This is a genomic window from Streptomyces sp. NPDC045955 (assembly GCF_056430805.1).
This window is the reverse complement of the sequence record NZ_JBWKKY010000004.1, coordinates 142,072-163,554: the sequence shown is the minus strand read 5'-3', so window position 1 is coordinate 163,554 and position 21,483 is coordinate 142,072. Positions and strand designations below refer to the sequence as shown.

The 21,483-nt window shown below is 68.1% G+C and carries 17 protein-coding genes and 1 tRNA gene; 2 read left to right on the top strand and 16 right to left on the bottom strand.

Features of this window, described 5'->3' with window-relative positions; all coding sequences use genetic code 11:
• Positions 1-211: 211 nt before the first annotated feature.
• The 12 genes from AC07F0_RS09935 to AC07F0_RS09880 all read right to left on the bottom strand — a co-directional run bounded on the left by AC07F0_RS09935 (position 212) and on the right by AC07F0_RS09880 (position 14,941).
• Complete coding sequence (locus AC07F0_RS09935) at positions 212-733, bottom strand: DUF1707 and DUF4190 domain-containing protein (protein ID WP_478976623.1); 522 nt, start codon at positions 731-733, stop codon at positions 212-214.
• Between the two features lie 144 nt (positions 734-877).
• Positions 878-4,777 (bottom strand): DNA-directed RNA polymerase subunit beta', encoded by a 3,900-nt coding sequence (locus AC07F0_RS09930; protein WP_436725733.1) that lies wholly within the window; start codon positions 4,775-4,777, stop codon positions 878-880.
• A 97-nt stretch (positions 4,778-4,874) separates the two neighbouring features.
• The gene (gene rpoB, locus AC07F0_RS09925) at positions 4,875-8,360 is read right to left on the bottom strand and encodes a DNA-directed RNA polymerase subunit beta (RefSeq protein ID WP_478976620.1); all 3,486 of its coding nucleotides are present in this window, start codon (positions 8,358-8,360) and stop codon (positions 4,875-4,877) included.
• A 575-nt stretch (positions 8,361-8,935) separates the two neighbouring features.
• Positions 8,936-9,325 carry a 50S ribosomal protein L7/L12 gene (rplL, locus tag AC07F0_RS09920; RefSeq protein ID WP_020274897.1) on the bottom strand — a complete coding sequence of 130 codons (390 nt, stop codon included), beginning with the start codon at positions 9,323-9,325 and terminating at the stop codon, positions 8,936-8,938.
• Positions 9,326-9,440: 115 nt separating this feature from the next.
• Positions 9,441-9,971 (bottom strand): 50S ribosomal protein L10, encoded by a 531-nt coding sequence (gene rplJ / locus AC07F0_RS09915; protein WP_306964769.1) that lies wholly within the window; start codon positions 9,969-9,971, stop codon positions 9,441-9,443.
• Positions 9,972-10,267: 296 nt separating this feature from the next.
• Positions 10,268-11,092 carry an SCO4651 family lipoprotein gene (locus tag AC07F0_RS09910; RefSeq protein WP_478976617.1) on the bottom strand — a complete coding sequence of 275 codons (825 nt, stop codon included), beginning with the start codon at positions 11,090-11,092 and terminating at the stop codon, positions 10,268-10,270.
• A gap of 92 nt (positions 11,093-11,184) precedes the next feature.
• Entirely contained in the window at positions 11,185-12,042 is an 858-nt protein-coding gene (locus AC07F0_RS09905; protein ID WP_478976614.1) for an SCO4651 family lipoprotein, read from the bottom strand.
• 128 nt (positions 12,043-12,170) lie between these two features.
• Positions 12,171-12,896, bottom strand: a complete 726-nt coding sequence (gene rplA, locus AC07F0_RS09900) for a 50S ribosomal protein L1 (RefSeq protein ID WP_010036794.1) — start codon at positions 12,894-12,896, stop codon at positions 12,171-12,173.
• 76 nt (positions 12,897-12,972) lie between these two features.
• Positions 12,973-13,407, bottom strand: coding sequence for a 50S ribosomal protein L11 (rplK, locus tag AC07F0_RS09895; RefSeq protein WP_010036796.1), 435 nt, complete (start codon positions 13,405-13,407; stop codon positions 12,973-12,975).
• 163 nt (positions 13,408-13,570) lie between these two features.
• Positions 13,571-14,395 (bottom strand): transcription termination/antitermination protein NusG, encoded by an 825-nt coding sequence (gene nusG / locus AC07F0_RS09890; RefSeq protein ID WP_436725736.1) that lies wholly within the window; start codon positions 14,393-14,395, stop codon positions 13,571-13,573.
• An 80-nt stretch (positions 14,396-14,475) separates the two neighbouring features.
• Complete coding sequence (gene secE, locus AC07F0_RS09885; protein WP_356925171.1) at positions 14,476-14,760, bottom strand: preprotein translocase subunit SecE; 285 nt, start codon at positions 14,758-14,760, stop codon at positions 14,476-14,478.
• Positions 14,761-14,868: 108 nt separating this feature from the next.
• A tRNA-Trp gene (locus AC07F0_RS09880) sits at positions 14,869-14,941 on the bottom strand.
• A gap of 306 nt (positions 14,942-15,247) precedes the next feature.
• On the opposite strand from AC07F0_RS09880, the gene AC07F0_RS09875 reads away from it, so the two are divergent.
• Together AC07F0_RS09875 and AC07F0_RS09870 are read left to right on the top strand one after the other, a co-directional pair.
• A complete protein-coding gene (locus AC07F0_RS09875; RefSeq protein ID WP_478976611.1) occupies positions 15,248-16,474 on the top strand; it encodes a pyridoxal phosphate-dependent aminotransferase in 1,227 nt (408 codons plus the stop codon).
• Between the two features lie 134 nt (positions 16,475-16,608).
• Positions 16,609-17,640, top strand: a complete 1,032-nt coding sequence (locus AC07F0_RS09870) for an adenosine deaminase (RefSeq protein ID WP_436725738.1) — start codon at positions 16,609-16,611, stop codon at positions 17,638-17,640.
• Between the two features lie 75 nt (positions 17,641-17,715).
• Here AC07F0_RS09870 and AC07F0_RS09865 read toward each other — a convergent pair whose 3' ends face one another.
• The 4 genes from AC07F0_RS09865 to AC07F0_RS09850 form a co-directional block, all read right to left on the bottom strand.
• Positions 17,716-18,771 carry a UDP-N-acetylmuramate dehydrogenase gene (locus AC07F0_RS09865; RefSeq protein ID WP_478976608.1) on the bottom strand — a complete coding sequence of 352 codons (1,056 nt, stop codon included), beginning with the start codon at positions 18,769-18,771 and terminating at the stop codon, positions 17,716-17,718.
• 95 nt (positions 18,772-18,866) lie between these two features.
• Positions 18,867-19,247, bottom strand: a complete 381-nt coding sequence (locus AC07F0_RS09860) for a DUF3291 domain-containing protein (protein ID WP_478976605.1) — start codon at positions 19,245-19,247, stop codon at positions 18,867-18,869.
• Positions 19,248-19,272: 25 nt separating this feature from the next.
• Positions 19,273-20,709 (bottom strand): MFS transporter, encoded by a 1,437-nt coding sequence (locus tag AC07F0_RS09855; protein WP_478976602.1) that lies wholly within the window; start codon positions 20,707-20,709, stop codon positions 19,273-19,275.
• 91 nt (positions 20,710-20,800) lie between these two features.
• On the bottom strand, positions 20,801-21,370 hold the full coding sequence (locus AC07F0_RS09850) for a TetR/AcrR family transcriptional regulator (protein ID WP_478976600.1): 570 nt from the start codon (positions 21,368-21,370) through the stop codon (positions 20,801-20,803).
• Between the last annotated feature and the right edge of the window lie 113 nt (positions 21,371-21,483).

Genomic DNA, 21,483 nt, shown 5'->3' with positions numbered 1-21,483 from the left:
ACGCACGAGAGCCAGGGCACACCCCAGGCACAAGGTCTGAGCGTACCTACCGCATTCGCTGCGGTCAAAACAAATGGGTGCCGACCACATCACCACGCGGGACATGTCAAGCCCCCCGGCCGTTCCCGATCTTCATTTCGATGACGGGCTGTCCTATTTACCCAATTTTCTTGTCGCCCGCCCGCCCGGCTGCGCTGCTGCATCCTGCGCGTCACCCGACCGCGAGGGACACCACCGTCAGCAATACAAGGACGAGTGCCCAGCCGGCCGTGGACAACCATCCGAGTACGAGACCGGTCAGGGCGAGTCCGTCCCCCAGCTCTCCCCGGCTGCGGATCTCGGCCCGCGCCACGTGCCCCAGCACGACGGCCGGAATCCCGGTCAGCCCCATCGTCGGCACGCACAGCAGCCCGCACACGCCGGCCGCCACCGCCTTCCCGTTCGTCTGCGGCCGCGGCACGGGCACGAAGGTCCGCGGTACGGGCAGGACCCCGGAAGGCTGTGGCAGGGGCCCCTGCGGCAGATCTGCGACGAGCACCGCCAGCTCCCCCACGGTCCGGGCCGCGTACGCCCGCGCCACCCGCTTCTCGAACTCGTCGTGCTCCATCCGCCCCTCGCCGTACCCGGCTCTGAGCACGTCCACGGCCCGCTCCCGATCGGCGTGCGAGGCGAGCATCGACGGGGCGCTCGGACCCTGCCAGGGTTGCCAGGACGGATAGGGCGGCTGCGACACGGAGCACCTCCCCTGGAGCCGGAGTCCTTCCATGATGCGCCGAAGCGCGGCATCCGGCACCGGTGCGTCGGCTTCCGGGACGCCGCAGGCACGCCAAAGGGCGGTCACCCCAAAGGATGACCGCCCTCGGCTCAAGCGACTCGCTTACTGGTTGTACGGACCGTAGTCGTAGTCCTCCAGCGGCACGGCCTGGCCGGAGCCCGTGCCGAACGGCGAGTAGTCGATGTCGTCGTAGCCGACGGCCGAGTACATCGCGGCCTTGGCCTCCTCGGTCGGCTCCACCCGGATGTTGCGGTAGCGGGACAGACCCGTACCGGCCGGGATGAGCTTACCGATGATGACGTTCTCCTTGAGGCCGATCAGGGAGTCGGACTTGGCGTTGATCGCCGCGTCCGTGAGGACCCTGGTCGTCTCCTGGAAGGACGCCGCCGACAGCCAGGACTCCGTGGCCAGCGAGGCCTTGGTGATACCCATGAGCTGCGGACGACCGGAGGCCGGGTGACCGCCCTCCTGGACCACACGACGGTTCTCGGTCTCGAACTTCGAACGCTCGACCAGCTCGCCGGGCAGCAGCTCGGCGTCGCCGGACTCGATGATCGTCACACGGCGGAGCATCTGCCGGATGATGATCTCGATGTGCTTGTCGTGGATCGACACACCCTGCGAGTTGTAGACCTTCTGGACCTCGCCGACCAGGTGGACCTGGACGGCACGCTGGCCCAGGATGCGCAGCACGTCGTGCGGGTTGGTGGCACCCACGGTGAGCTTCTGGCCCACCTCGACGTGCTCGCCCTCGCTGACCAGGAGTCGGGCGCGCTTCGAGATCGGGTACGCCGTCTCGTCGCTGCCGTCGTCCGGCGTGATGACGATCTTCTTGGTCTTCTCGGTCTCCTCGATCCGGACGCGGCCGGAGGCCTCGGAGATCGGGGCGACACCCTTCGGGGTACGGGCCTCGAAGAGCTCGACGACACGCGGCAGACCCTGGGTGATGTCGTCACCGGCCACACCACCGGTGTGGAAGGTACGCATCGTCAGCTGGGTACCGGGCTCACCGATGGACTGGGCGGCGATGATGCCGACCGCCTCACCGATGTCGACCAGCTTGCCGGTGGCCAGCGAACGGCCGTAGCACATCGCGCAGGTGCCGACAGCGGACTCGCAGGTCAGGACCGAGCGGGTCTTGACCTCCTCGACGCCGTGGCGGACCAGCTCGTCGATGAGCACGTCGCCGAGGTCGGTACCGGCCGGGGCCAGCACCTTGCCGTCGACCACGATGTCCTCGGCGAGGCAGCGCGCGTACACGGACGTCTCGACGTCCTCCGCCTTGAGCAGCGTGCCCTCGGCGTTCCGGCTCGCGATCTGCAGACGCAGACCGCGCTCGGTGCCGCAGTCCTCCTCGCGAATGATGACGTCCTGGGAGACGTCGACCAGACGACGGGTGAGGTAACCCGAGTCGGCGGTACGCAGAGCGGTGTCCGCCAGACCCTTACGGGCACCGTGCGTGGAGATGAAGTACTCCAGCACGGACAGGCCCTCACGGAACGACGCCTTGATCGGACGCGGGATCGTCTCGTTCTTCGCGTTCGACACCAGACCACGCATACCGGCAATCTGACGCATCTGCATCATGTTGCCTCGTGCACCCGAGTTCACCATCATGAAGATCGGGTTGGTCTTCGGGAAGTTGTCGTTCATCGCCTCGGCGACCTCGTTGGTCGCCTTGGTCCAGATCGCGATGAGCTCCTGCGTGCGCTCGTCCTTGGTGATCAGACCGCGCTCGTACTGCTTCTGGACCTTCTCGTCCTGCGCCTCGTAACCCTTGACGATCTCCTTCTTCGCCTCGGGAACGACGACGTCGGAGATGGCCACGGTGACACCGGAACGGGTCGCCCAGAAGAAGCCGGCCGCCTTCAGGTTGTCGAGCGTCGCCGCCACGATGACCTTCGGGTAGCGCTCGGCGAGGTCGTTGACGATCTCGGAGAGCTGCTTCTTGCCGACCTCGTAGTCGACGAACGGGTAGTCCTCGGGCAGCAGCTCGTTGAAGAGCGCACGGCCCAGCGTGGTGTTCAGCCGGAAGCTGTCACCCTGCTGCCACTCGGGCTCGCCCTCCTCACGCGCCGGCGGGGTCCAGCCGCGCGGCGGGATGGTGCCGACCGGGAAGCGGACGTCGATCCTCGACTGGAGCGACAGCTCGCCCGCGTCGAAGGCCATGATCGCCTCGGCGACCGAGGCGAAGGAACGGCCCTCGCCCTTGAGGTCGCGCATCTCGCCGTCGGTGGTGAGGAAGAACAGACCGAGGACCATGTCCTGGGTCGGCATCGTCACCGGACGGCCGTCGGCCGGCTTGAGGATGTTGTTCGAGGACAGCATCAGGATGCGGGCCTCGGCCTGCGCCTCCGCGGACAGCGGCAGGTGCACGGCCATCTGGTCACCGTCGAAGTCCGCGTTGAACGCGGTGCAGACGAGCGGGTGGATCTGGATGGCCTTGCCCTCGACCAGCTGCGGCTCGAAGGCCTGGATGCCGAGGCGGTGCAGCGTGGGCGCACGGTTCAGCAGAACCGGGTGCTCCGCGATGACCTCTTCCAGCACGTCGTACACGACCGTGCGGCCGCGCTCGACCATGCGCTTCGCCGACTTGATGTTCTGCGCGTGGTTCAGGTCGACCAGGCGCTTCATCACGAACGGCTTGAAGAGCTCCAGCGCCATCGCCTTCGGCAGACCGCACTGGTGCAGCTTCAGCTGCGGACCGACGACGATCACGGAACGCGCGGAGTAGTCCACACGCTTACCGAGCAGGTTCTGACGGAAGCGACCCTGCTTACCCTTCAGCATGTCGCTGAGGGACTTCAGCGGGCGGTTACCGGGACCGGTGACCGGACGGCCGCGACGGCCGTTGTCGAACAGCGCGTCGACGGCCTCCTGGAGCATGCGCTTCTCGTTGTTCACGATGATCTCGGGCGCACCGAGGTCGAGAAGCCGCTTCAGTCGGTTGTTCCGGTTGATCACACGGCGGTACAGGTCGTTCAGGTCGGAGGTCGCGAAGCGGCCACCGTCCAGCTGCACCATCGGGCGAAGGTCCGGCGGGATGACCGGGACGCAGTCCAGCACCATGCCCTTGGGGCTGTTGCTGGTCTGCAGGAACGCGGAGACGACCTTCAGGCGCTTGAGCGCACGGGTCTTCTTCTGGCCCTTGCCGGTCCGGATGATCTCGCGGAGCTTCTCGGCCTCCTCGTCGAGGTCGAAGGACTCCAGGCGCTTCTGCAGCGCCGCGGCACCCATCGAGCCGTCGAAGTACGTGCCGAAGCGGTCACGCAGCTCGCGGTAGAGCAGCTCGTCGCCCTCGAGGTCCTGGACCTTGAGGTTCTTGAAGCGGTTCCACACCTCGTCGAGACGGTCGATCTCGCGCTGCGCACGGTCGCGCAGCTGCTTCATCTCGCGCTCGGCACCCTCGCGCACCTTGCGGCGCACGTCGGCCTTGGCGCCCTCGGCCTCCAGCTCGGCCAGGTCGGTCTCGAGCTTCTTGGCGCGGGCCTCCAGGTCGGCGTCGCGGCGCTGCTCGATCTGCTGGCGCTCGACGGAGACGTGGGCCTCCAGCGAGGGCAGGTCGCGCGTACGGCGCTCCTCGTCGACGTACGTGATCATGTACGCCGCGAAGTAGATGACCTTCTCCAGGTCCTTCGGGGCGAGGTCGAGCAGGTAACCCAGCCGCGACGGGACGCCCTTGAAGTACCAGATGTGCGTGACGGGCGCGGCGAGCTCGATGTGGCCCATCCGCTCACGCCGCACCTTGGCGCGCGTCACCTCGACGCCGCAGCGCTCACAGATGATGCCCTTGAAGCGGACACGCTTGTACTTGCCGCAGTAGCACTCCCAGTCCCGGGTCGGACCGAAGATCTTCTCGCAGAAGAGTCCGTCCTTTTCGGGCTTGAGCGTGCGGTAGTTGATGGTCTCGGGCTTCTTGACCTCGCCGTGGCTCCACTGACGGATGTCGTCAGCGGTAGCCAGACCGATCCGGAGCTCGTCGAAGAAGTTGACGTCGAGCACTATGCGTCAATCCCTCTCAGGGTTGTAAGTCTTTGGTCTGATACGGGGGTCCTGGGGCCGGCGGACCTTGGGTCTCCCAAGGCCCGCCGGACTCCCGTCAGACCTCTTCGACGCTGCTCGGCTCGCGCCGGGACAGGTCGATGCCGAGCTCCTCCGCAGCGCGGAAGACGTCCTCGTCGGTGTCACGCATCTCGATGGACATACCGTCGCTGGACAGCACCTCCACGTTCAGGCAGAGAGACTGCATCTCCTTGATGAGCACCTTGAAGGACTCGGGGATGCCGGGCTCGGGGATGTTCTCGCCCTTGACGATGGCCTCGTAGACCTTCACGCGGCCGGTCACGTCGTCGGACTTGATGGTCAGCAGCTCCTGGAGGGCGTACGCGGCGCCGTAAGCCTCCAGCGCCCACACCTCCATCTCACCGAAGCGCTGGCCACCGAACTGGGCCTTACCACCCAGCGGCTGCTGGGTGATCATCGAGTAGGGGCCGGTCGAACGGGCGTGCAGCTTGTCGTCGACCAGGTGGTGCAGCTTGAGGATGTACATGTAGCCGACCGAGATCGGCTCCGGGAACGGCTCACCGGAGCGGCCGTCGAACAGCCGCGCCTTGCCGGACGGGAGCACCATGCGCTCGCCGTCGCGGTTCGGGATGGTGTGGTTCAGCAGACCGGCCAGCTCGTCCTCGCGGGCACCGTCGAAGACCGGCGTCGCGACGTTGGTCCGCGGTGGGACCTGGTCGGCGTCGATGGCCTGGAGACGCTGCGCCCACTCGTCGGCGAGACCGGAGACGTCCCAGCCCTGGCTGGCGAGCCAGCCGAGGTGGATCTCCAGGACCTGTCCCGGGTTCATTCGGGACGGCACACCGAGCGGGTTGAGGATGATGTCGACCGGGGTGCCGTCTTCCAGGAACGGCATGTCCTCGATCGGCAGGATCTTCGAGATGACGCCCTTGTTGCCGTGGCGGCCGGCGAGCTTGTCACCGTCGGTGATCTTGCGCTTCTGCGCGACGTAGACGCGCACCAGCTGGTTCACACCGGGGGGAAGCTCGTCGCCCTCCTCGCGGTCGAAGACGCGCACACCGATGACCTTGCCGGTCTCGCCGTGCGGCACCTTCAGCGAGGTGTCACGGACCTCACGGGCCTTCTCACCGAAGATCGCGCGCAGCAGGCGCTCCTCGGGCGTCAGCTCGGTCTCACCCTTGGGCGTGACCTTGCCGACGAGGATGTCCCCGGCGATGACCTCGGCACCGATACGGATGATGCCGCGCTCGTCGAGGTCGGCGAGGACCTCCTCGGAGACGTTCGGGATGTCCCGGGTGATCTCCTCGGGGCCGAGCTTGGTGTCACGGGCGTCGACCTCGTGCTCCTCGATGTGGATCGAGGAGAGGACGTCGTCCTGCACGAGGCGCTGCGACAGGATGATCGCGTCCTCGTAGTTGTGACCCTCCCACGGCATGAACGCCACGAGCAGGTTCTTGCCCAGCGCCATCTCGCCGTTCTGGGTGGCCGGACCGTCGGCCAGGACCTGGCCCTCGATGATCCGGTCGCCCTCGGCGACGATGACCTTCTGGTTGACCGAGGTGCCCTGGTTGGAGCGGGCGAACTTGGCCAGGCGGTACGTGATGTACGTGCCGTCGTCGTTGGCGGTGGTGATGTAGTCCGCGGAGACCTCCTGGACCACACCGGCCTTCTCGGCCTTGACCACGTCGCCGGCGTCGACCGCGGAGCGGTACTCCATGCCGGTGCCGACGAGCGGGGACTCCGCCTGGATCAGCGGAACGGCCTGGCGCATCATGTTCGCGCCCATGAGGGCACGGTTGGCGTCGTCGTGCTCCAGGAAGGGGATCATGGCGGTCGCGACCGACACCATCTGGCGCGGCGAGACGTCCATGTAGTCCACGTCCTCGCCGCCGACGTAGTCGACCTCGCCGCCCTTACGGCGGACCAGGACGCGGGCCTCGGCGAAGCGGAGTTCGTCCGTCAGCGGCGCGTTGGCCTGCGCGATGACGAAGCGGTCCTCCTCGTCGGCCGTGAGGTAGTCGACCTGGTCGGTGACCTGGCCCTCGAACACCTTGCGGTACGGGGTCTCGACGAAACCGAACGCGTTCACACGGCCGTAGGTGGCGAGCGAGCCGATCAGACCGATGTTCGGGCCTTCAGGGGTCTCGATCGGGCACATGCGGCCGTAGTGCGAGGGGTGCACGTCACGGACCTCGAAGCCGGCCCGCTCACGGGACAGACCACCCGGGCCGAGCGCGGACAGACGCCGCTTGTGCGTCAGACCCGACAGCGGGTTGTTCTGGTCCATGAACTGGGAGAGCTGGCTGGTGCCGAAGAACTCCTTGATGGAGGCGACGACCGGCCGGATGTTGATCAGGGTCTGCGGCGTGATCGCCTCGACGTCCTGGGTCGTCATCCGCTCGCGGACGACACGCTCCATACGCGCCAGACCCGTACGGACCTGGTTCTGGATGAGCTCGCCGACGCTGCGCAGGCGGCGGTTGCCGAAGTGGTCGATGTCGTCGGTCTCGACGACCACGGAGGTGCCGTTGTCACCGACCGTCTCGGTCTCGCCGGCGTGCAGCTTCACCAGGTACTTGATCGTCGCGATGATGTCCTCGACGGTCAGGATCCCGGCGTCCAGCGGGGTGTCCGTCCCCAGCTTCTTGTTGACCTTGTAGCGGCCGACCTTGGCCAGGTCGTAGCGCTTGGGGTTGAAGTAGAGGTTCTCGAGCAGCGTCTGCGCGGCCTCACGCGTGGGGGGCTCGCCCGGGCGCAGCTTGCGGTAGATGTCGAGCAGCGCGTCGTCCTGGCCCTGGGTGTGGTCCTTCTCCAGGGTGGCGCGCATGGACTCGTACTCGCCGAACTCCTCGAGGATCTGCTCGGTGGTCCAGCCGAGCGCCTTGAGCAGGACGGTGACGGACTGCTTGCGCTTGCGGTCGATGCGGACACCGACCATGTCGCGCTTGTCGATCTCCATCTCCAGCCAGGCACCCCGGGACGGGATGATCTTCGCGGAGAAGATGTCCTTGTCGGACGTCTTGTCGATGGAGGAGTCGAAGTAGACGCCGGGCGAACGGACGAGCTGCGACACGACGACACGCTCGGTGCCGTTGATGACGAAGGTGCCCTTGTTCGTCATGAGCGGGAAGTCACCCATGAAGACCGTCTGGGACTTGATCTCACCGGTCTCGTTGTTGGTGAACTCGGCGGTGACGAAGAGCGGGGCCGCGTACGTGAAGTCGCGCTCCTTGCACTCGTCGATCGAGTTCTTCGGCGGCTCGAAGCGGTGGTCGCGGAAGGTCAGCGACATCGACCCGCTGAAGTCCTCGATCGGGGAGATCTCCTCGAAGATCTCCTCGAGCCCGGACTTGGTGGGGACGTCCTGACCGTTCTCGAGAGCCTCCTCGACCCGACTCTGCCAGGCGGTGTTGCCGAGCAGCCAGTCGAAGCTCTCGGTCTGCAGCGCGAGCAGGTTCGGAACCTCGAGAGGCTCCTTGATCTTTGCAAAAGAGATGCGCAGCGGGGCAGTGCTGGCGGCGTTGTTCGTATTCGCGGTCGAGGCGTTGCGCGAGGCGGCCAAGAGGGGGTCCTTCCGAGGGCTCGGACTCACTACGCGCGTACCGGCCCCTCTCCCGTACACAGAGACAAGCTGCGTCGGTCCGGCCGAAAGGCCAGGTCAGACAGCTCTTGTCGTCGATGCTCGGGCGAGGGCAGACCCCTGGTGACGGGCAGGGGACAGCTAACAGGCAGCGCAAAGGGTCAGTGTAGCCACTTGGCACACTGATGTCCAGTCCGGGTTGTGAAACCCGTGTTGACCCTCGTTGTTCCACTCCTGCGACAAGGCGCTGCCCTCAACGCACGTTGATACTGCCCTCTTCGTCGCCGATCCATACCTCGGATTCGGATCCTTGTGACGACGCGTCCTGAGAATTGCGCGCTGCGTGCGGTTCGTCAAGGCCCCCCTGCCCGAACCGGGGGCCGGCCCAGAGACACGACGAAGATCACCATACCCCCCGCCACAGAGGGTGCAAGGCAACCGTGGCCGGACCCCGGGAACGCCGAAGAGCGACCACCCGGATGGATGATCGCTCTTCCGCGCTTACGCGTTACACGCCCAGCGGGACGTGTTGTGGATCCTGGCGGATCCGGGAGGTCTTACTTGACCTCGACGGAGGCACCGGCGCCCTCGAGGGACTCCTTGGCCTTGTCGGCGGCCTCCTTGTTGACCTTCTCCAGAACCGGCTTCGGCGCACCGTCGACCAGGTCCTTGGCCTCCTTCAGGCCCAGGGAGGTCAGCTCACGCACGACCTTGATGACCTGGATCTTCTTGTCGCCGGCACCGGTGAGGATGACGTCGAACTCGTCCTTCTCCGGCTCGGCCTCGGCGGCGGCGGCGCCACCGGCGCCACCGGCCATGACGACCGGAGCGGCCGCGGCGGCGGTGACGTCGAACTTCTCCTCGAACGCCTTCACGAACTCGGAGAGCTCGATGAGGGTCATCTCCTCGAACTGCGCGAGCAGGTCTTCCTGGCTGAGCTTCGCCATGATTGGCGGTCCTTCCACTAAATCGGCAGGTGCCGGATGTACATGTGAGGCGGGCGTACTACTGGCCCGCGACGGCCTCCGCGTTCAGGCAGCGGCGGCCGGGATGCGAGCCGAGTTACTCGGCACCGCCCTGCTCGTCCTGCTTGGCACGGAGCGCGTCCACGGTGCGGACGAGCTTCGACGGCAGCGCCTGGAAGACAGAGGCAGCCTGAGACTGCTTGCCCTTCATGGCACCGGCCAGCTTGGAGAGCAGAACCTCGCGGGACTCGAGGTCCGCAAGCTTCTTGATCTCATCGGCGGACAACGCCTTGCCGTCAAGGACGCCGCCCTTGATGACCAGGTTGGGGTTGTCCTTGGCGAAGTCACGGAGACCCTTCGCCGCCTCGACCGGGTCACCGGTCACGAAGGCGACGGCCGACGAACCCGTGAAGAGGTCGTCGATCGCGGTGATCCCGGCCTCGTTGGCCGCAATCTTGGTCAGCGTGTTCTTCGCCACACGGTAATGAGCGTTCCCACCGAGTGAACGACGCAGCTGCTGGAGCTGCGCCACGGTGAGACCGGTGTACGCAGTAACGACAGCGCCGTTGGAGTCGCGGAACCTGTCCCGCATCTCCTCGACGGCATCGACCTTGTCAGGCCTCGCCATGAGCCTCGGCCTCCTTCCGGGTGATTCGGACCGCGCGGACCCGAAGGAGGACTGGGGAAAACGAAACGCCCCGGCGCAGGGGCACGGGGCGCAGCTCGACCGTTTGCACGCACGCACGGAGGCGGCGGACTACGGGAGCTTCTCCAAGTGTCACCTGCGCGGGCCGTCCGCCGTTCAGCGGATCCTTCGGCCACCGCGCCCTCGTCCGAGCGCGCGGTAAACGACCAGCGGTCTTTGGCTTCTGTAGGAGGGTACGGGAACGGATCGCTGTCAAGCAAATCCGCCCGTACGACGGATCAGCTCGCGTCGAGTTCCTTGAACAGGTCGGCGAGGTCGGCGACGTCCTTGGCCGGCGGGGCCGTGACGTTCACCGGCTCGTTGTAGTCGAGGAAGGTGATGGTCATGTCGAGCGGGCCCTTGTCGGCCGCGCCCTTCATCCGGAACTGCTTGGTGTGGTCGTCGCCGTCGACCCACATGTCCATCGTGAGCTTGTCGACGCCCAGCTTCTCGTACTGCTTGATGCTCTTCTCGCGCTGCTCGCGGGTGGACGCCTTCCCGTCCTTGAGGGAGGCGCGGAGGTCCTTGAGCGTGACGGTGCCGGTGTAGTGGGTCGTCTCGACGCCCTCGACCTTCTCGGAACCGACCTTCTTCACGTCCTTGGCGCCCGTGAGGAAGGTGGACTCCGCCGCCGGGTTCTGCTCGGCCTGGCTGGTGGACCCGAGCTGGTCCAGGTCCTTGCCCGCGTCGGACCCGGACAGGTCGAACTTCATCCAGGTCTTGCCGTCCATCTCCTTGGCCATCTCGGCTCCCCCACCGAGGTACATGGCCTTGTCGACGAGGCGGATCTCCACCGCCTCGGCGCCCTGGGCGGACGCCGTCATCTTCATGCTCATGGCGATCGTGGGCTTCAGGCGCATCGATGCCTCGCCCTTGACCTGGCCCGACTCCGGCACCGTGCCGTTCAGGCGGTAGCGGAGGGACGTGATGTCCTCCGTGTTCTTCGCCGCCTTGGCGACGGCGGCCGCGGGCGTCATCTCCGGCGACTGCTCCGCACCGCAGCCGACCGCACCGGCGGCGAGCAGCAGGGCGCCCAGCCCGGCGACAGGTATGGATGCCTTCATTGATTCCCCCCAAGGAATACGCGATTGCTTCACAGCAAGGCCGTGAGCCTATCCCAGAGGGCACAAGTGATCTATGGGGATTCCCGGAGAGCTCAGGGCGTACCCGCCTTCTTCCGCATCAGGTCCTCGAAGTCCCCGGTGTCGGACACGGGGGGCCGCTGGGTCCGGACCCGCACGCCGTAGTCGCCGTAGTGCGCGGTCTGGGTCATCAGGCCCGTGCTCATCCGCGCCTTCTCCACCTTTTTGACCAGCAGGTTCCGGTCGTCGATCCAGATGTCGACGGTCTCGGTGGTGACACCGGCCTCGGTGAGCTGTCTCCTCAGGGCGGCGTCGGTGACGTCCGCGGCGGCCACGGTGCCGGAGTAGTGCGTGGCGGGCCGGCCGCGCACGGACTCCTCGCCGGCCTTCCTGACGTCCCCTGAGGCCAGCAGGAGCTTCACGGACTGGTTCGGTGTGGTGCTGCGCATCTGGTCGCCGAGATGGGCTCCGGAGCCCCCGGCGAGGGCTTTCAGGTCCTCGTAGGCGTACCGGATCCAGTGCTTGCCGTCGGCCTGCTCGGCGAACTTCTCGCCCATCCGGGCGTAGTAGGCGTCGGGCAGGTAGCGGGCCTCCATGGAGGTGCTGCCGAGCCTGCGCATGGTGTCGGCCAGGGTGCCGCCGGTGTACGTGATGCTGAGGGTGCCGGTGACGCCGTCGCCCCAGCCGAGGGTGCCGTCGGCGGTCATGGTCATCAGCGAGCCCATGGTCGTCGTGGACTCGACCCGGGCGGAGCCGGCCCGTTGGGTGGCGCGCTCGGCGGCGCGCAGGGCCGCGACGGACCGGCCGTGGGCGGCACGGTCGTCCTTGCCGGGGCCGTCGGAGGAGTCCGGGGAGGTGCAGGCGACCACCCCCGTCAGCGCGCTCGCCACCGCGAGCACCAGGCCCACGCTGCGCACGGTCGTGCCCTGCATACGTTCCCCCGTTCGCATCCGGTTCCCGCACGTTAACCCAGGCCACCGGCGTACGTACCGGAAAAGGGAACGGGCCCCGCACCTGTGAGAGGTGCGGGGCCCGTGACCGGTTGCGTGAGCCGTCAGGCTCAGACCGCGGCCGGGTCCTCCTCGACGAGGAGGTTGCGGGTGCGGTTCGGGTCGACCGGGATGCCGGGGCCCATCGTGGTGGTGATGGCGGCCTTCTTGATGTACCGGCCCTTGGCGGCGGACGGCTTCAGACGGAGGATCTCCTCCAGCGCGGCGCCGTAGTTCTCCACCAGCTTGGTGTCGTCGAAGGACGACTTGCCGATGATGAAGTGCAGGTTCGCGTGCTTGTCCACACGGAACTCGATCTTGCCGCCCTTGATCTCGGTCACGGCCTTGGCCACGTCCGGGGTCACGGTGCCGGTCTTCGGGTTCGGCATCAGACCACGCGGACCGAGCACACGGCCGAGGCGGCCGACCTTGCCCATGAGGTCCGGAGTGGCGACGACTGCGTCGAAGTCCAGACGGCCCTTCGACACCTCGTCGATCAGCTCGTCGGCGCCGACGATGTCGGCGCCCGCGGCACGCGCGGCCTCGGCACGGTCACCGGTCGCGAAGACCAGGACCCGGGCGGTCTTACCGGTGCCGTGCGGGAGGTTCACGGTGCCACGGACCATCTGGTCGGCCTTGCGCGGGTCGACACCCAGACGGAAGGCGACCTCGACGGTGCCGTCGAACTTGGTCGTGGAGGTCTCCTTGGCGAGACGGACGGCCTCGAGCGGGGCGTAGAGCTTCTCCCGGTCGATCTTGGCGTCCGCAGCGCGAAGGGACTTGCTGCGCTTGCTCACTACTGCTCCTGTGGATTCTTAGGAGTCGTGGTCCGGGCCGAGCAGGCCCTGCCACTACTGCTGATGGGGTTGGGGCTCAGCCCTCGACCGTGACGCCCATGGAACGGGCGGTGCCGGCGATGATCTTCTCGGCGGCGTCCAGGTCGTTGACGTTGAGGTCGGGCATCTTGGTGGTGGCGATCTCGCGGACCTGGTCACGCGTGATCTTCGCGACCTTGGTCTTGTGAGGCTCGCTCGAGCCCTTCGCCACGCCCGCGGCCTTGAGGATCATCTTCGCGGCCGGCGGGGTCTTGGTGATGAAGGTGAAGGAACGGTCCTCGTAGACCGTGATCTCCACCGGCACGACCCAGCCACGCTGCGACTCGGTCGCGGCGTTGTAGGCCTTGCAGAACTCCATGATGTTGACGCCGTGCTGGCCCAGCGCGGGGCCGACCGGCGGGGCCGGGTTGGCGGCACCGGCCTGGATCTGGAGCTTGATGAGCCCCGTGACCTTCTTCTTCTTGGGAGGCATGTGCTCTCTCCGGGTCCTAGTGAGAGTTTTCCAGCCTCCGATCCGGATCAGCCGGATGGAGGCATACCGCACAACGATAACGGGTATCCATGTGCGGCCAAAAACCGAGCAGGTCAGGCGGACTCCAGGAGCCCGTCTGACCTGCTCGGAAGCCGGGGTGGTGCTAGTTCTTCTGGATCTGGTCGAAGGAGAGCTCGACCGGCGTCTCGCGGCCGAAGATCTCCACGAGGCCCTTGACCTTCTTCGAGTCCGGGTTGATCTCGTTGATGGTCGCCTGGAGCGTGGCGAACGGGCCGTCGGTGACGGTGACCGAGTCGCCCACCTCGAAGTCCAGCACCTGGACCTCGACCTTGCGCTGCGGAGCCGGCTTGCCCTCGGCCTCGGCGGCCTCGCGGGCGGCCTTCTCCTCGGCCTCCGGGGCGAGCATCTTGACGATCTCGTCCAGCGTCAGCGGGTACGGGTCGTAGGCGTTGCCCACGAAGCCGGTGACACCCGGGGTGTTGCGGACGACGCCCCAGGACTCGTTCGTCAGGTCCATGCGGACCAGGACGTAGCCCGGGAGCTTGTTCTGCTTGATCGTCTTGCGGTCGCCGTTCTTGATCTGGACGACCTCTTCCTGCGGCACCTCGGCCTGGAAGATGTAGTCCTCGACGTTCAGCGAGACGGCGCGCTGCTCCAGGTTGGTCTTCACGCGGTTCTCGTAGCCGGCGTAGGTGTGGATGACGTACCACTCGCCGGGCAGGACCCGCAGTTCCTCGCGGAGCTTCTCGATCGGGTCGCGGTCGTCCTCGGGCTCTTCCTCGAGTTCTTCCGCGGCCTCTTCGGTGTCCTCGGTCTCCGCCTCGGCGGCGTCGTCCGCGACGGCGTCGGCAGCCTCGACCTCGGCGGAGGTCTCGGTGTCCTCGCTGTCCGCGCCCTCGACGGTGTCGAGCTCGTCCTCGACGGACTCGACAGGCTCGATGGCGTCGTTCACGTTCGGGTCAGACACGGTGGCTGCTTCTTCCTGGATACATAGGGGTGGAACATGCGAAAGGAGCGCCGGGTACCTCGGCGCTCTTCGCGGGCGGCTCAGCCGAACACGTACTTGGCGGCGTTGCTGAGCCCATAGTCAATCACGGTGACCAGCCCGATCATGACGACCACGAAGATGATCACCACGGTCGTGTATGTCGTCAGCTGGTTGCGGGTCGGCCAGACGACCTTGCGCAGCTCCGCGACGATCTGGCGGTAGAAGAGGGCGAGCCGCTTCAGCGGGCCCTTCTTGCCGCGCTTGCCGCCCTTGCGGGTCTTCTTGGACTCCGGCGCCTCGTCCTGGGCATCAGGCATGTCGATGGAGCCCACGGCGTCCGTCACTCGTCCTCACCTGATTCCGGGTCGTGGCCGTGCCGCGCCCGGTCTGAGCCGCACGGCGGTGCATTGCTGTACGTACATGCGCACACATCCTGGCGAAGGTGTGTGTAGCAGGGCCGGAGGGACTTGAACCCCCAACCGCTGGTTTTGGAGACCAGTGCTCTACCAATTGAGCTACGACCCTTTGTGTGTCCCCCAACGTACCGCATTCGTCCGGATGCTTGGTGTGCACCGAACGGGCGCGGCCTGCGAGAGGCCAACGAGGTGAGAGTGTACGTGGTCTGCGGCCGGTCGTCGAACAGAAAGGGCTCCGGCAAGGCCTCGTTGGCGGAAGATCGCCGGTGGAGCGGGGAGCGGACGGCTGGACTCCGGGTGAAGATCGCCCAGGCCGTGCGGCCGATCCGGACTGGTGTTCAGGGATGCGCCCGGCGTTGTTCAGTCTGTGAAACCCCCGTGCCGCGCACGTTTCCAGTCTGAAACGATGGGGCGCATGAGCCCTGCAACCCCTCCCACCGAGCGCCGGGTCTCCGCCCGAGTCGGCGCGATCTCCGAGTCCGCCACCCTCGCCGTGGACGCCAAGGCCAAGGCCCTCAAGGCCGCCGGGCGGCCGGTGATCGGCTTCGGCGCCGGTGAGCCCGACTTCCCGACTCCGGACTACATCGTCGAGGCCGCGATCGAGGCCTGCAAGAACCCGAAGTTCCACCGCTACACGCCGGCCGGCGGCCTGCCCGAGCTGAAGGCCGCGATCGCCGCGAAGACGCTGCGCGACTCGGGCCTCGAGGTCGACGCGTCGCAGATCCTCGTCACCAACGGCGGCAAGCAGGCCATCTACGAGGCCTTCGCCGCGATCCTCGACCCGGGCGACGAGGTCATCGTGCCCGCGCCCTACTGGACGACGTACCCGGAGTCGATCCGGCTGGCCGGGGGTGTCCCGGTGGAGGTCGTCGCCGACGAGACGACCGGCTACCGGGTGACCGTCGAGCAGCTGGAGGCGGCCCGTACGGAGAAGACGAAGGTCGTCCTCTTCGTCTCGCCGTCGAACCCGACCGGCGCGGTCTACAGCGAGCAGGAGACCGAGGCGATCGGCCGCTGGGCCGTCGAGCACGGCCTGTGGGTGATGACCGACGAGATCTACGAGCACCTGGTCTACGGCGACGCGTCCGCCGTGTCGCTGCCGGCGGTGCTGCCCGAGCTGCGCGACAAGTGCGTCGTGGTGAACGGTGTCGCGAAGACGTACGCGATGACCGGCTGGCGGGTCGGGTGGGTCATCGGCCCGAAGGACGTGATCAAGGCCGCGACGAACCTCCAGTCGCACGCCACGTCGAACGTGTCCAACGTCGCCCAGGCCGCCGCGCTGGCCGCCGTCTCCGGTGACCTGGTCGCCGTCGAGAAGATGCGGGAGGCCTTCGACCGGCGCCGCAAGACCATCGTGCGGATGCTGAACGAGATCGACGGCGTCGTGTGTCCGGAGCCGGAGGGCGCGTTCTACGCGTACCCGTCGGTGAAGGCGCTGGTCGGCAAGGAGATCCGGGGCCGGCGCCCCAAGGACACGGTCGAGCTGGCCGCGCTGATCCTGGAGGAGGCCGAGGTCGCGGTGGTGCCGGGTGAGGCGTTCGGCACGCCCGGGTATCTGCGGCTGTCGTACGCGCTGGGTGACGAGGATCTCGTCGAGGGCGTGAGCCGGATGCAGAAGCTCTTGGCGGAGGCCAAGGACTGACTCCTCAGGTGAGTGGTCGGAGCGGGCCGTTCCCCTTTCGGGGAGCGGTCCGCTTTCTCGTGTGGGAGTGCGAGCAAGACCACGTTCGGGGAAACCGCTACCGGGACGGTCGGGGCGTACGGCAGGATCCTCGAATGGAGCGTGTACGTGATGTCTCTGAGCTGCCGAAAGCCCATCTGCACCTGCACTTCACCGGGTCGATGCGGCCCACGACCGTGCTGGAACTGGCCGACAAGCACGGGGTGCGACTGCCCGACGCGCTGACCGAGGCGCTGAGCGGCGGGGAGCCGCCGAGACTGCGGGCGACGGACGAGCGGGGCTGGTTCCGCTTTCAGCGGCTGTATGACGCGGCGCGCTCGTGTCTGCGGGAGCCGGAGGACATCCAGCGGCTGGTGCGGGAAGCCGCGGAGGAGGATCTGCGGGACGGGTCGGGCTGGCTGGAGATCCAGGTCGATCCGACGTCGTACGCGCCGCGGCTGGGCGGGCTGATCCCGGCGCTGGAGGTCATCCTGGACGCCGTGGAGACGACGTCGCGGGAGACCGGGCTCGGTATGCGGGTGCTGGTCGCGGCGAACCGGATGAAGCATCCGCTGGACGCGCGCACACTGGCACGGCTGGCGGTGCGGTACGCGGACCGGGGGGTCGTCGGGTTCGGGCTGTCGAACGACGAGCGGCGGGGCATGGCGCGGGACTTCGACCGTGCGTTCGGGATCGCGCGGGAGGCCGGGTTGCTGTCGACGCCGCACGGGGGCGAGCTGGCGGGGCCGTCGTCGGTGCGGGACTGTCTCGACGACCTGGGCGCGAACCGGGTGGGGCACGGAGTGCGGGCCGCGGAGGATCCCCGGCTGATGAAGCGGCTGGCGGACCGGCAGGTGACCTGTGAGGTGTGCCCGGCGTCGAACGTGGCGCTGGGGGTGTACGAGAAGCCGGAGGATGTGCCGCTGCGGACGCTGTTCGAGGCGGGGGTGCCGCTGGCGCTGGGCGCGGACGACCCGTTGCTGTTCGGGTCACGTCTTGCCGCGCAGTACGAGATCGCGCGGCGGCATCACGGGTTCACGGACGAGGAACTGGCGGAGGTGGCGCGGCAGTCCGTCCGGGGGTCGGCGGCACCGGAGGATGTGAAGGCGAAGCTGCTGGCCGGGGTGGACGACTGGTTGCGGCCGTAGAGCCTGCCGCCGGGTTGTGGGCCGGGGCCGCGCCGGGCTGTGGAGCCGCCCGGCCCTGGCACGGACGCCGGGTGCCTACAGGCTCACTCCCACCGTCACCGGCTCGTTCACCAGCGTGATCCCGAAGGCCTCCCGAACCCCGGCCACCACCTCGCGGGCCAGGGCGAGCAGATCCTCCGTGGTCGCCGTACCCCGGTTCGTCAGCGCCAGGGTGTGCTTCGTGGAGATGCGGGCCGGCCCGTCGCCGTACCCCTTCGTGAAGCCCGCCTTGTCGATCAGCCAGGCCGCGGAGGTCTTGGTGCGGCCCTCCCCCGCGGGATACGCGGGCGGCTCCACGCCCTCACCGAGGCGCTCCCGCACCCGCGCGCGGAACGTAGCGAAATCGGCGTCCGTGAGGATCGGGTTGGTGAAGAAGGAGCCCGCCGACCAGGTGTCGTGGTCCTCGGGGTCCAGGACCATGCCCTTGCCGGCGCGCAGCTTGAGCACGGTGTCGCGGGCCGAGGCGAGCGGGACGCGGTCGCCTGCCTCGACACCGAGGGCGCGGGCCGTCTCGGCGTACCTGAGGGGGGCGGACAGGCCCTCGGCGTCCTCCAGAGCGAAGCGGACGCGCAGGACCACATAGCGCTCGGGATCGGACTTGAAGCGGCTGTGGCGGTAGGAGAAGGCACAGTCCTCGTTGGCCAGGGTGACCGTCTCGCCGGTCCGGCGGTCGTAGGCGACGACCTCCGTGATCGTCGAGGAGACTTCCTGGCCGTACGCCCCGACGTTCTGGATGGGGGTCGCGCCCGCCGAGCCGGGGATGCCGGCCAGGCACTCGATGCCGGCCAGGCCCGCCTCCACCGTGCGGGCGACGGCGTCGGTCCACACCTCGCCGGCGGCCAGTTCCAGTCTCGTGCCGTCGAGGGAGTAGCCCTTGGTGGCGATGACGAGGGCGGTGCCCTCGAAGCCCTTGTCGCCGATGACCAGGTTCGAGCCGCCGCCGATGAGGAGCAGCGGGGTGCCCGTCTCGTCGGCTTCGCGTACGACGGTGATCACCTCGTCGTCCGTCGTCGCGGTGACCAGCCGGGTCGCGGGGCCGCCCAGCCGGAAGGTGGTCAGGGGGGCGAGGGGGGCGTCGTGGAGTTCCTGCACGGGCTCAAGAGTACGAGACGGCACTGTCAGGCTCTGGCACGCGTGCGTGCGGCCCCCGTCCGGGAGACGGGGGCCGCACGCACGCGTGGTGTCGTTCAGGGCAGGCGGCGCATGGCCTCCGGCCAGGAGAGCGGGAGGTCGTCGCTGCTCGCCTGCCATGTGGTGAAGCTCGCGTCCTTCATCTGCGGGGCGAGGCCCCGGGCAGCGGGTCCGTGTGCGCCCGTGCGGACGAAGTCCTGGAGTGCGGCCTTGGACTCCCAGGCGGACAGCGTCCAGAAGGTCCGGTGGAGGGGCTTCGCCTTCAGGGTCGCCCCGTAGACGCCGGGGCTGCGGCGCACCTGGCGCCAGACGGCGGGCGTCCCGGCGAGGAACTTCAGCGCTCCCCACAGGGTGCGCGTCTCGAAGCGGGAGGCGAAGACGTGCACCTCGGTGTCGCTGGGCGGGGTGTTGGGGACGGTCCAGGGAAGGGTGGGCATGACCGCTCTCCTTCGGGTCGTCGGGTCAGTGGGACGCGGTCTCCAGCACGGGGGCCGGTTCGGACGGGGCGGCCTGCGGCTCGGCGTGGCGCCGGGTCGGGATCAGCAGGGCCGCGACGCCCGCGAGGGCGACCACCGCGGAGCCCGTCACCAGTGCGGGGCGCATGCCGTCGACGAAGGTCTGGCCGGTCTCGTAGCCGCCCTGCGCCGCGAAGATCGACGCCATGACGGCGATGCCGAGCGCTCCGCCCACCTCGCGCAGGGCGTTGTTCGCACCGGAGGCGATGCCCTGCTCCGAGGGCCGGACGCTGGACATCACCAGGTGCGAGGCGGGGGCGAAGAACAGGGCCATGCCGATGCCGCTGACGATCAGGGCGGGCAGCTGGGCGGCGTAGGAGGCGTCCGCCGTGGCCACGACCGACATATAGCCGAGGCCCAGGGCCTGGAGGAAAAGGCCCGCGGCGACGACCGGGCGGCCGCCGATGCGGTCGGCGAGGATACCGGCGATCGGGGCGACCAGCATCGGCATGCCGGTCCAGGGCAGCATCCTGAGGCCCGCCTCGGTGGGCGAGTAGCCGAGGACCCCCTGCATGTACTGGCTGAGCAGGAAGATCGAGCCGAACATGCCGAGGAACATCAGCAGGCTCGCCGCGTTGATGCCGGCGAAGGCCCGGGAGCGGAAGAGCCGCATGGGGAGCATGGGGTTGGCGGCACGCGTGCTGTAGAGGACGAAGCCGGTGAGGAGCGCGGAGCCCGCGAACAGGCCCGTCAGGACCATCGAGCCGGTCCAGCCGTCGACGGGGCCGCGGACCAGGCCGTAGACGATGCCGAAGAGGCCGCCGCTGGCGAGCAGGGTGCCGGGGATGTCGAGCGGGGCGCCGGTGCCGTGGGACTCGGCGAGGCGGAGGCGGGCGAGGGGCAGCAGGGCCAGACCGAGCGGAACGTTCAGCCAGAAGATCCACTGCCAGGAGATGTGTTCGGTGAGGGTGCCGCCGACCAGCGGCCCGGAGGCGACGGCGAGTCCGTTGACGGCTCCCCAGATGCCGTACGCCATGCCCCGCTTGGCGGCGGGCACGGCCGCGGTGAGCAGGGTGAGCGTCAGCGGCATCATCACCGCCGCGCCGGCGCCCTGGATCGCGCGGGCTGCGATGAGCGAGTCGATGCCGGGTGCCAGGGCCGCCGCGGCGGAGGCGCCGGTGAAGACGGCGAGCCCGGCGATGAAGAGCCGGCGGCGGCCGAACCGGTCGCCGAGGGCCGCGCCGAACATCAGCAGGACGGCGAAGGTGAGCGTGTAGGCGCTCACGGTCCATTCCAGGTCGTGCAGTCCCCCGCCGAGGTCCTCCCGGATGGAGGGCAGGGCGGTGGTGACGACGAGGTTGTCGAGAGCCGCCATGAATCCGGCGACGCTGGTGATGACGAGGGCCCAGGCGGCTCCCCCGTGGCGTGCGATCTGCTGTGACATCTCTCCCCCAGAGAGTGATTCGCTTGATCGATTAGTTATTGATTACTAACTTTCGCGCGCATGAAAAGGCGCAGCCGTACGCCCTGCCCCGTCATTTCTCCAGCCGGCCCTTGAGCCTCGCCGACGGATACAGCCCCTCCCAGACCCGGTGCTGGGGAGGAAAGCCCATGGCCACCAGGCAGTTGACGAGCATGCCGTAGGCCATGAAGGTCGTGGTCTCGTTGACGTCGGCACCCAGCGGCAGGTGGACGGTGTCCCACAGGCGCATCCAGCCGGCGCGGACCGACTCCCCGAACTCGCGGTCGCCCTCCTGCTCGGCGGCCGCCACGGCGACCCACGTCTGCAACTGCATCATCAGCCGCTCGGGCCGTTCCGCGATGACCTTGGTGTACGCGTTCGCCATGGCGTGCAGGGCCTCTTCGCCCTCCAGGCCCTCGGCGGCCTGCGCGAAGGTGCGGATGGTGTCCTCCGCGCAGCGTTCGGCCGCCGCCAGGAAGATCGCCTTCTTGCCCGGAAAGAGCCGGAAGAGATACGGCTGCGAGACACCGACCCGCCGGGCGATCGCCTCGGTGGACGTGCCGTGGTAGCCGCCGCGCGCGAACTCGGTCGTCGCCGCGCGGATGACGCTCTCGCGCCTCTCCTCCGCACTCATCCTGGCCATACGAGTAAGTTAGTACTCAATCACTAACTACGTCAAGCGGGTGCCGATGACCGCATACGGGTGCCTGATGCGCGCAAGGGGCGCCTCGCGATGGAGAGCGCCCCTTACCCGGT

Excerpts from the sequence above, each read along its gene's own strand:
- rplL (WP_020274897.1), bottom strand. The coding sequence starts at position 9,325 with ATGGCGAAGCTCAGCCAGGAAGACCTGCTCGCGCAGTTCGAGGAGATG.
- AC07F0_RS09850 (WP_478976600.1), bottom strand. The coding sequence starts at position 21,370 with ATGGCCAGGATGAGTGCGGAGGAGAGGCGCGAGAGCGTCATCCGCGCG.
- AC07F0_RS09855 (WP_478976602.1), bottom strand. The coding sequence starts at position 20,709 with ATGTCACAGCAGATCGCACGCCACGGGGGAGCCGCCTGGGCCCTCGTC.
- AC07F0_RS09910 (WP_478976617.1), bottom strand. The coding sequence starts at position 11,092 with ATGAAGGCATCCATACCTGTCGCCGGGCTGGGCGCCCTGCTGCTCGCC.
- rplK (WP_010036796.1), bottom strand. The coding sequence starts at position 13,407 with ATGCCTCCCAAGAAGAAGAAGGTCACGGGGCTCATCAAGCTCCAGATC.
- AC07F0_RS09905 (WP_478976614.1), bottom strand. The coding sequence starts at position 12,042 with ATGCAGGGCACGACCGTGCGCAGCGTGGGCCTGGTGCTCGCGGTGGCG.
- AC07F0_RS09870 (WP_436725738.1), top strand. The coding sequence starts at position 16,609 with ATGGAGCGTGTACGTGATGTCTCTGAGCTGCCGAAAGCCCATCTGCAC.
- AC07F0_RS09860 (WP_478976605.1), bottom strand. The coding sequence starts at position 19,247 with ATGCCCACCCTTCCCTGGACCGTCCCCAACACCCCGCCCAGCGACACC.
- rplJ (WP_306964769.1), bottom strand. The coding sequence starts at position 9,971 with ATGGCGAGGCCTGACAAGGTCGATGCCGTCGAGGAGATGCGGGACAGG.
- AC07F0_RS09875 (WP_478976611.1), top strand. The coding sequence starts at position 15,248 with ATGAGCCCTGCAACCCCTCCCACCGAGCGCCGGGTCTCCGCCCGAGTC.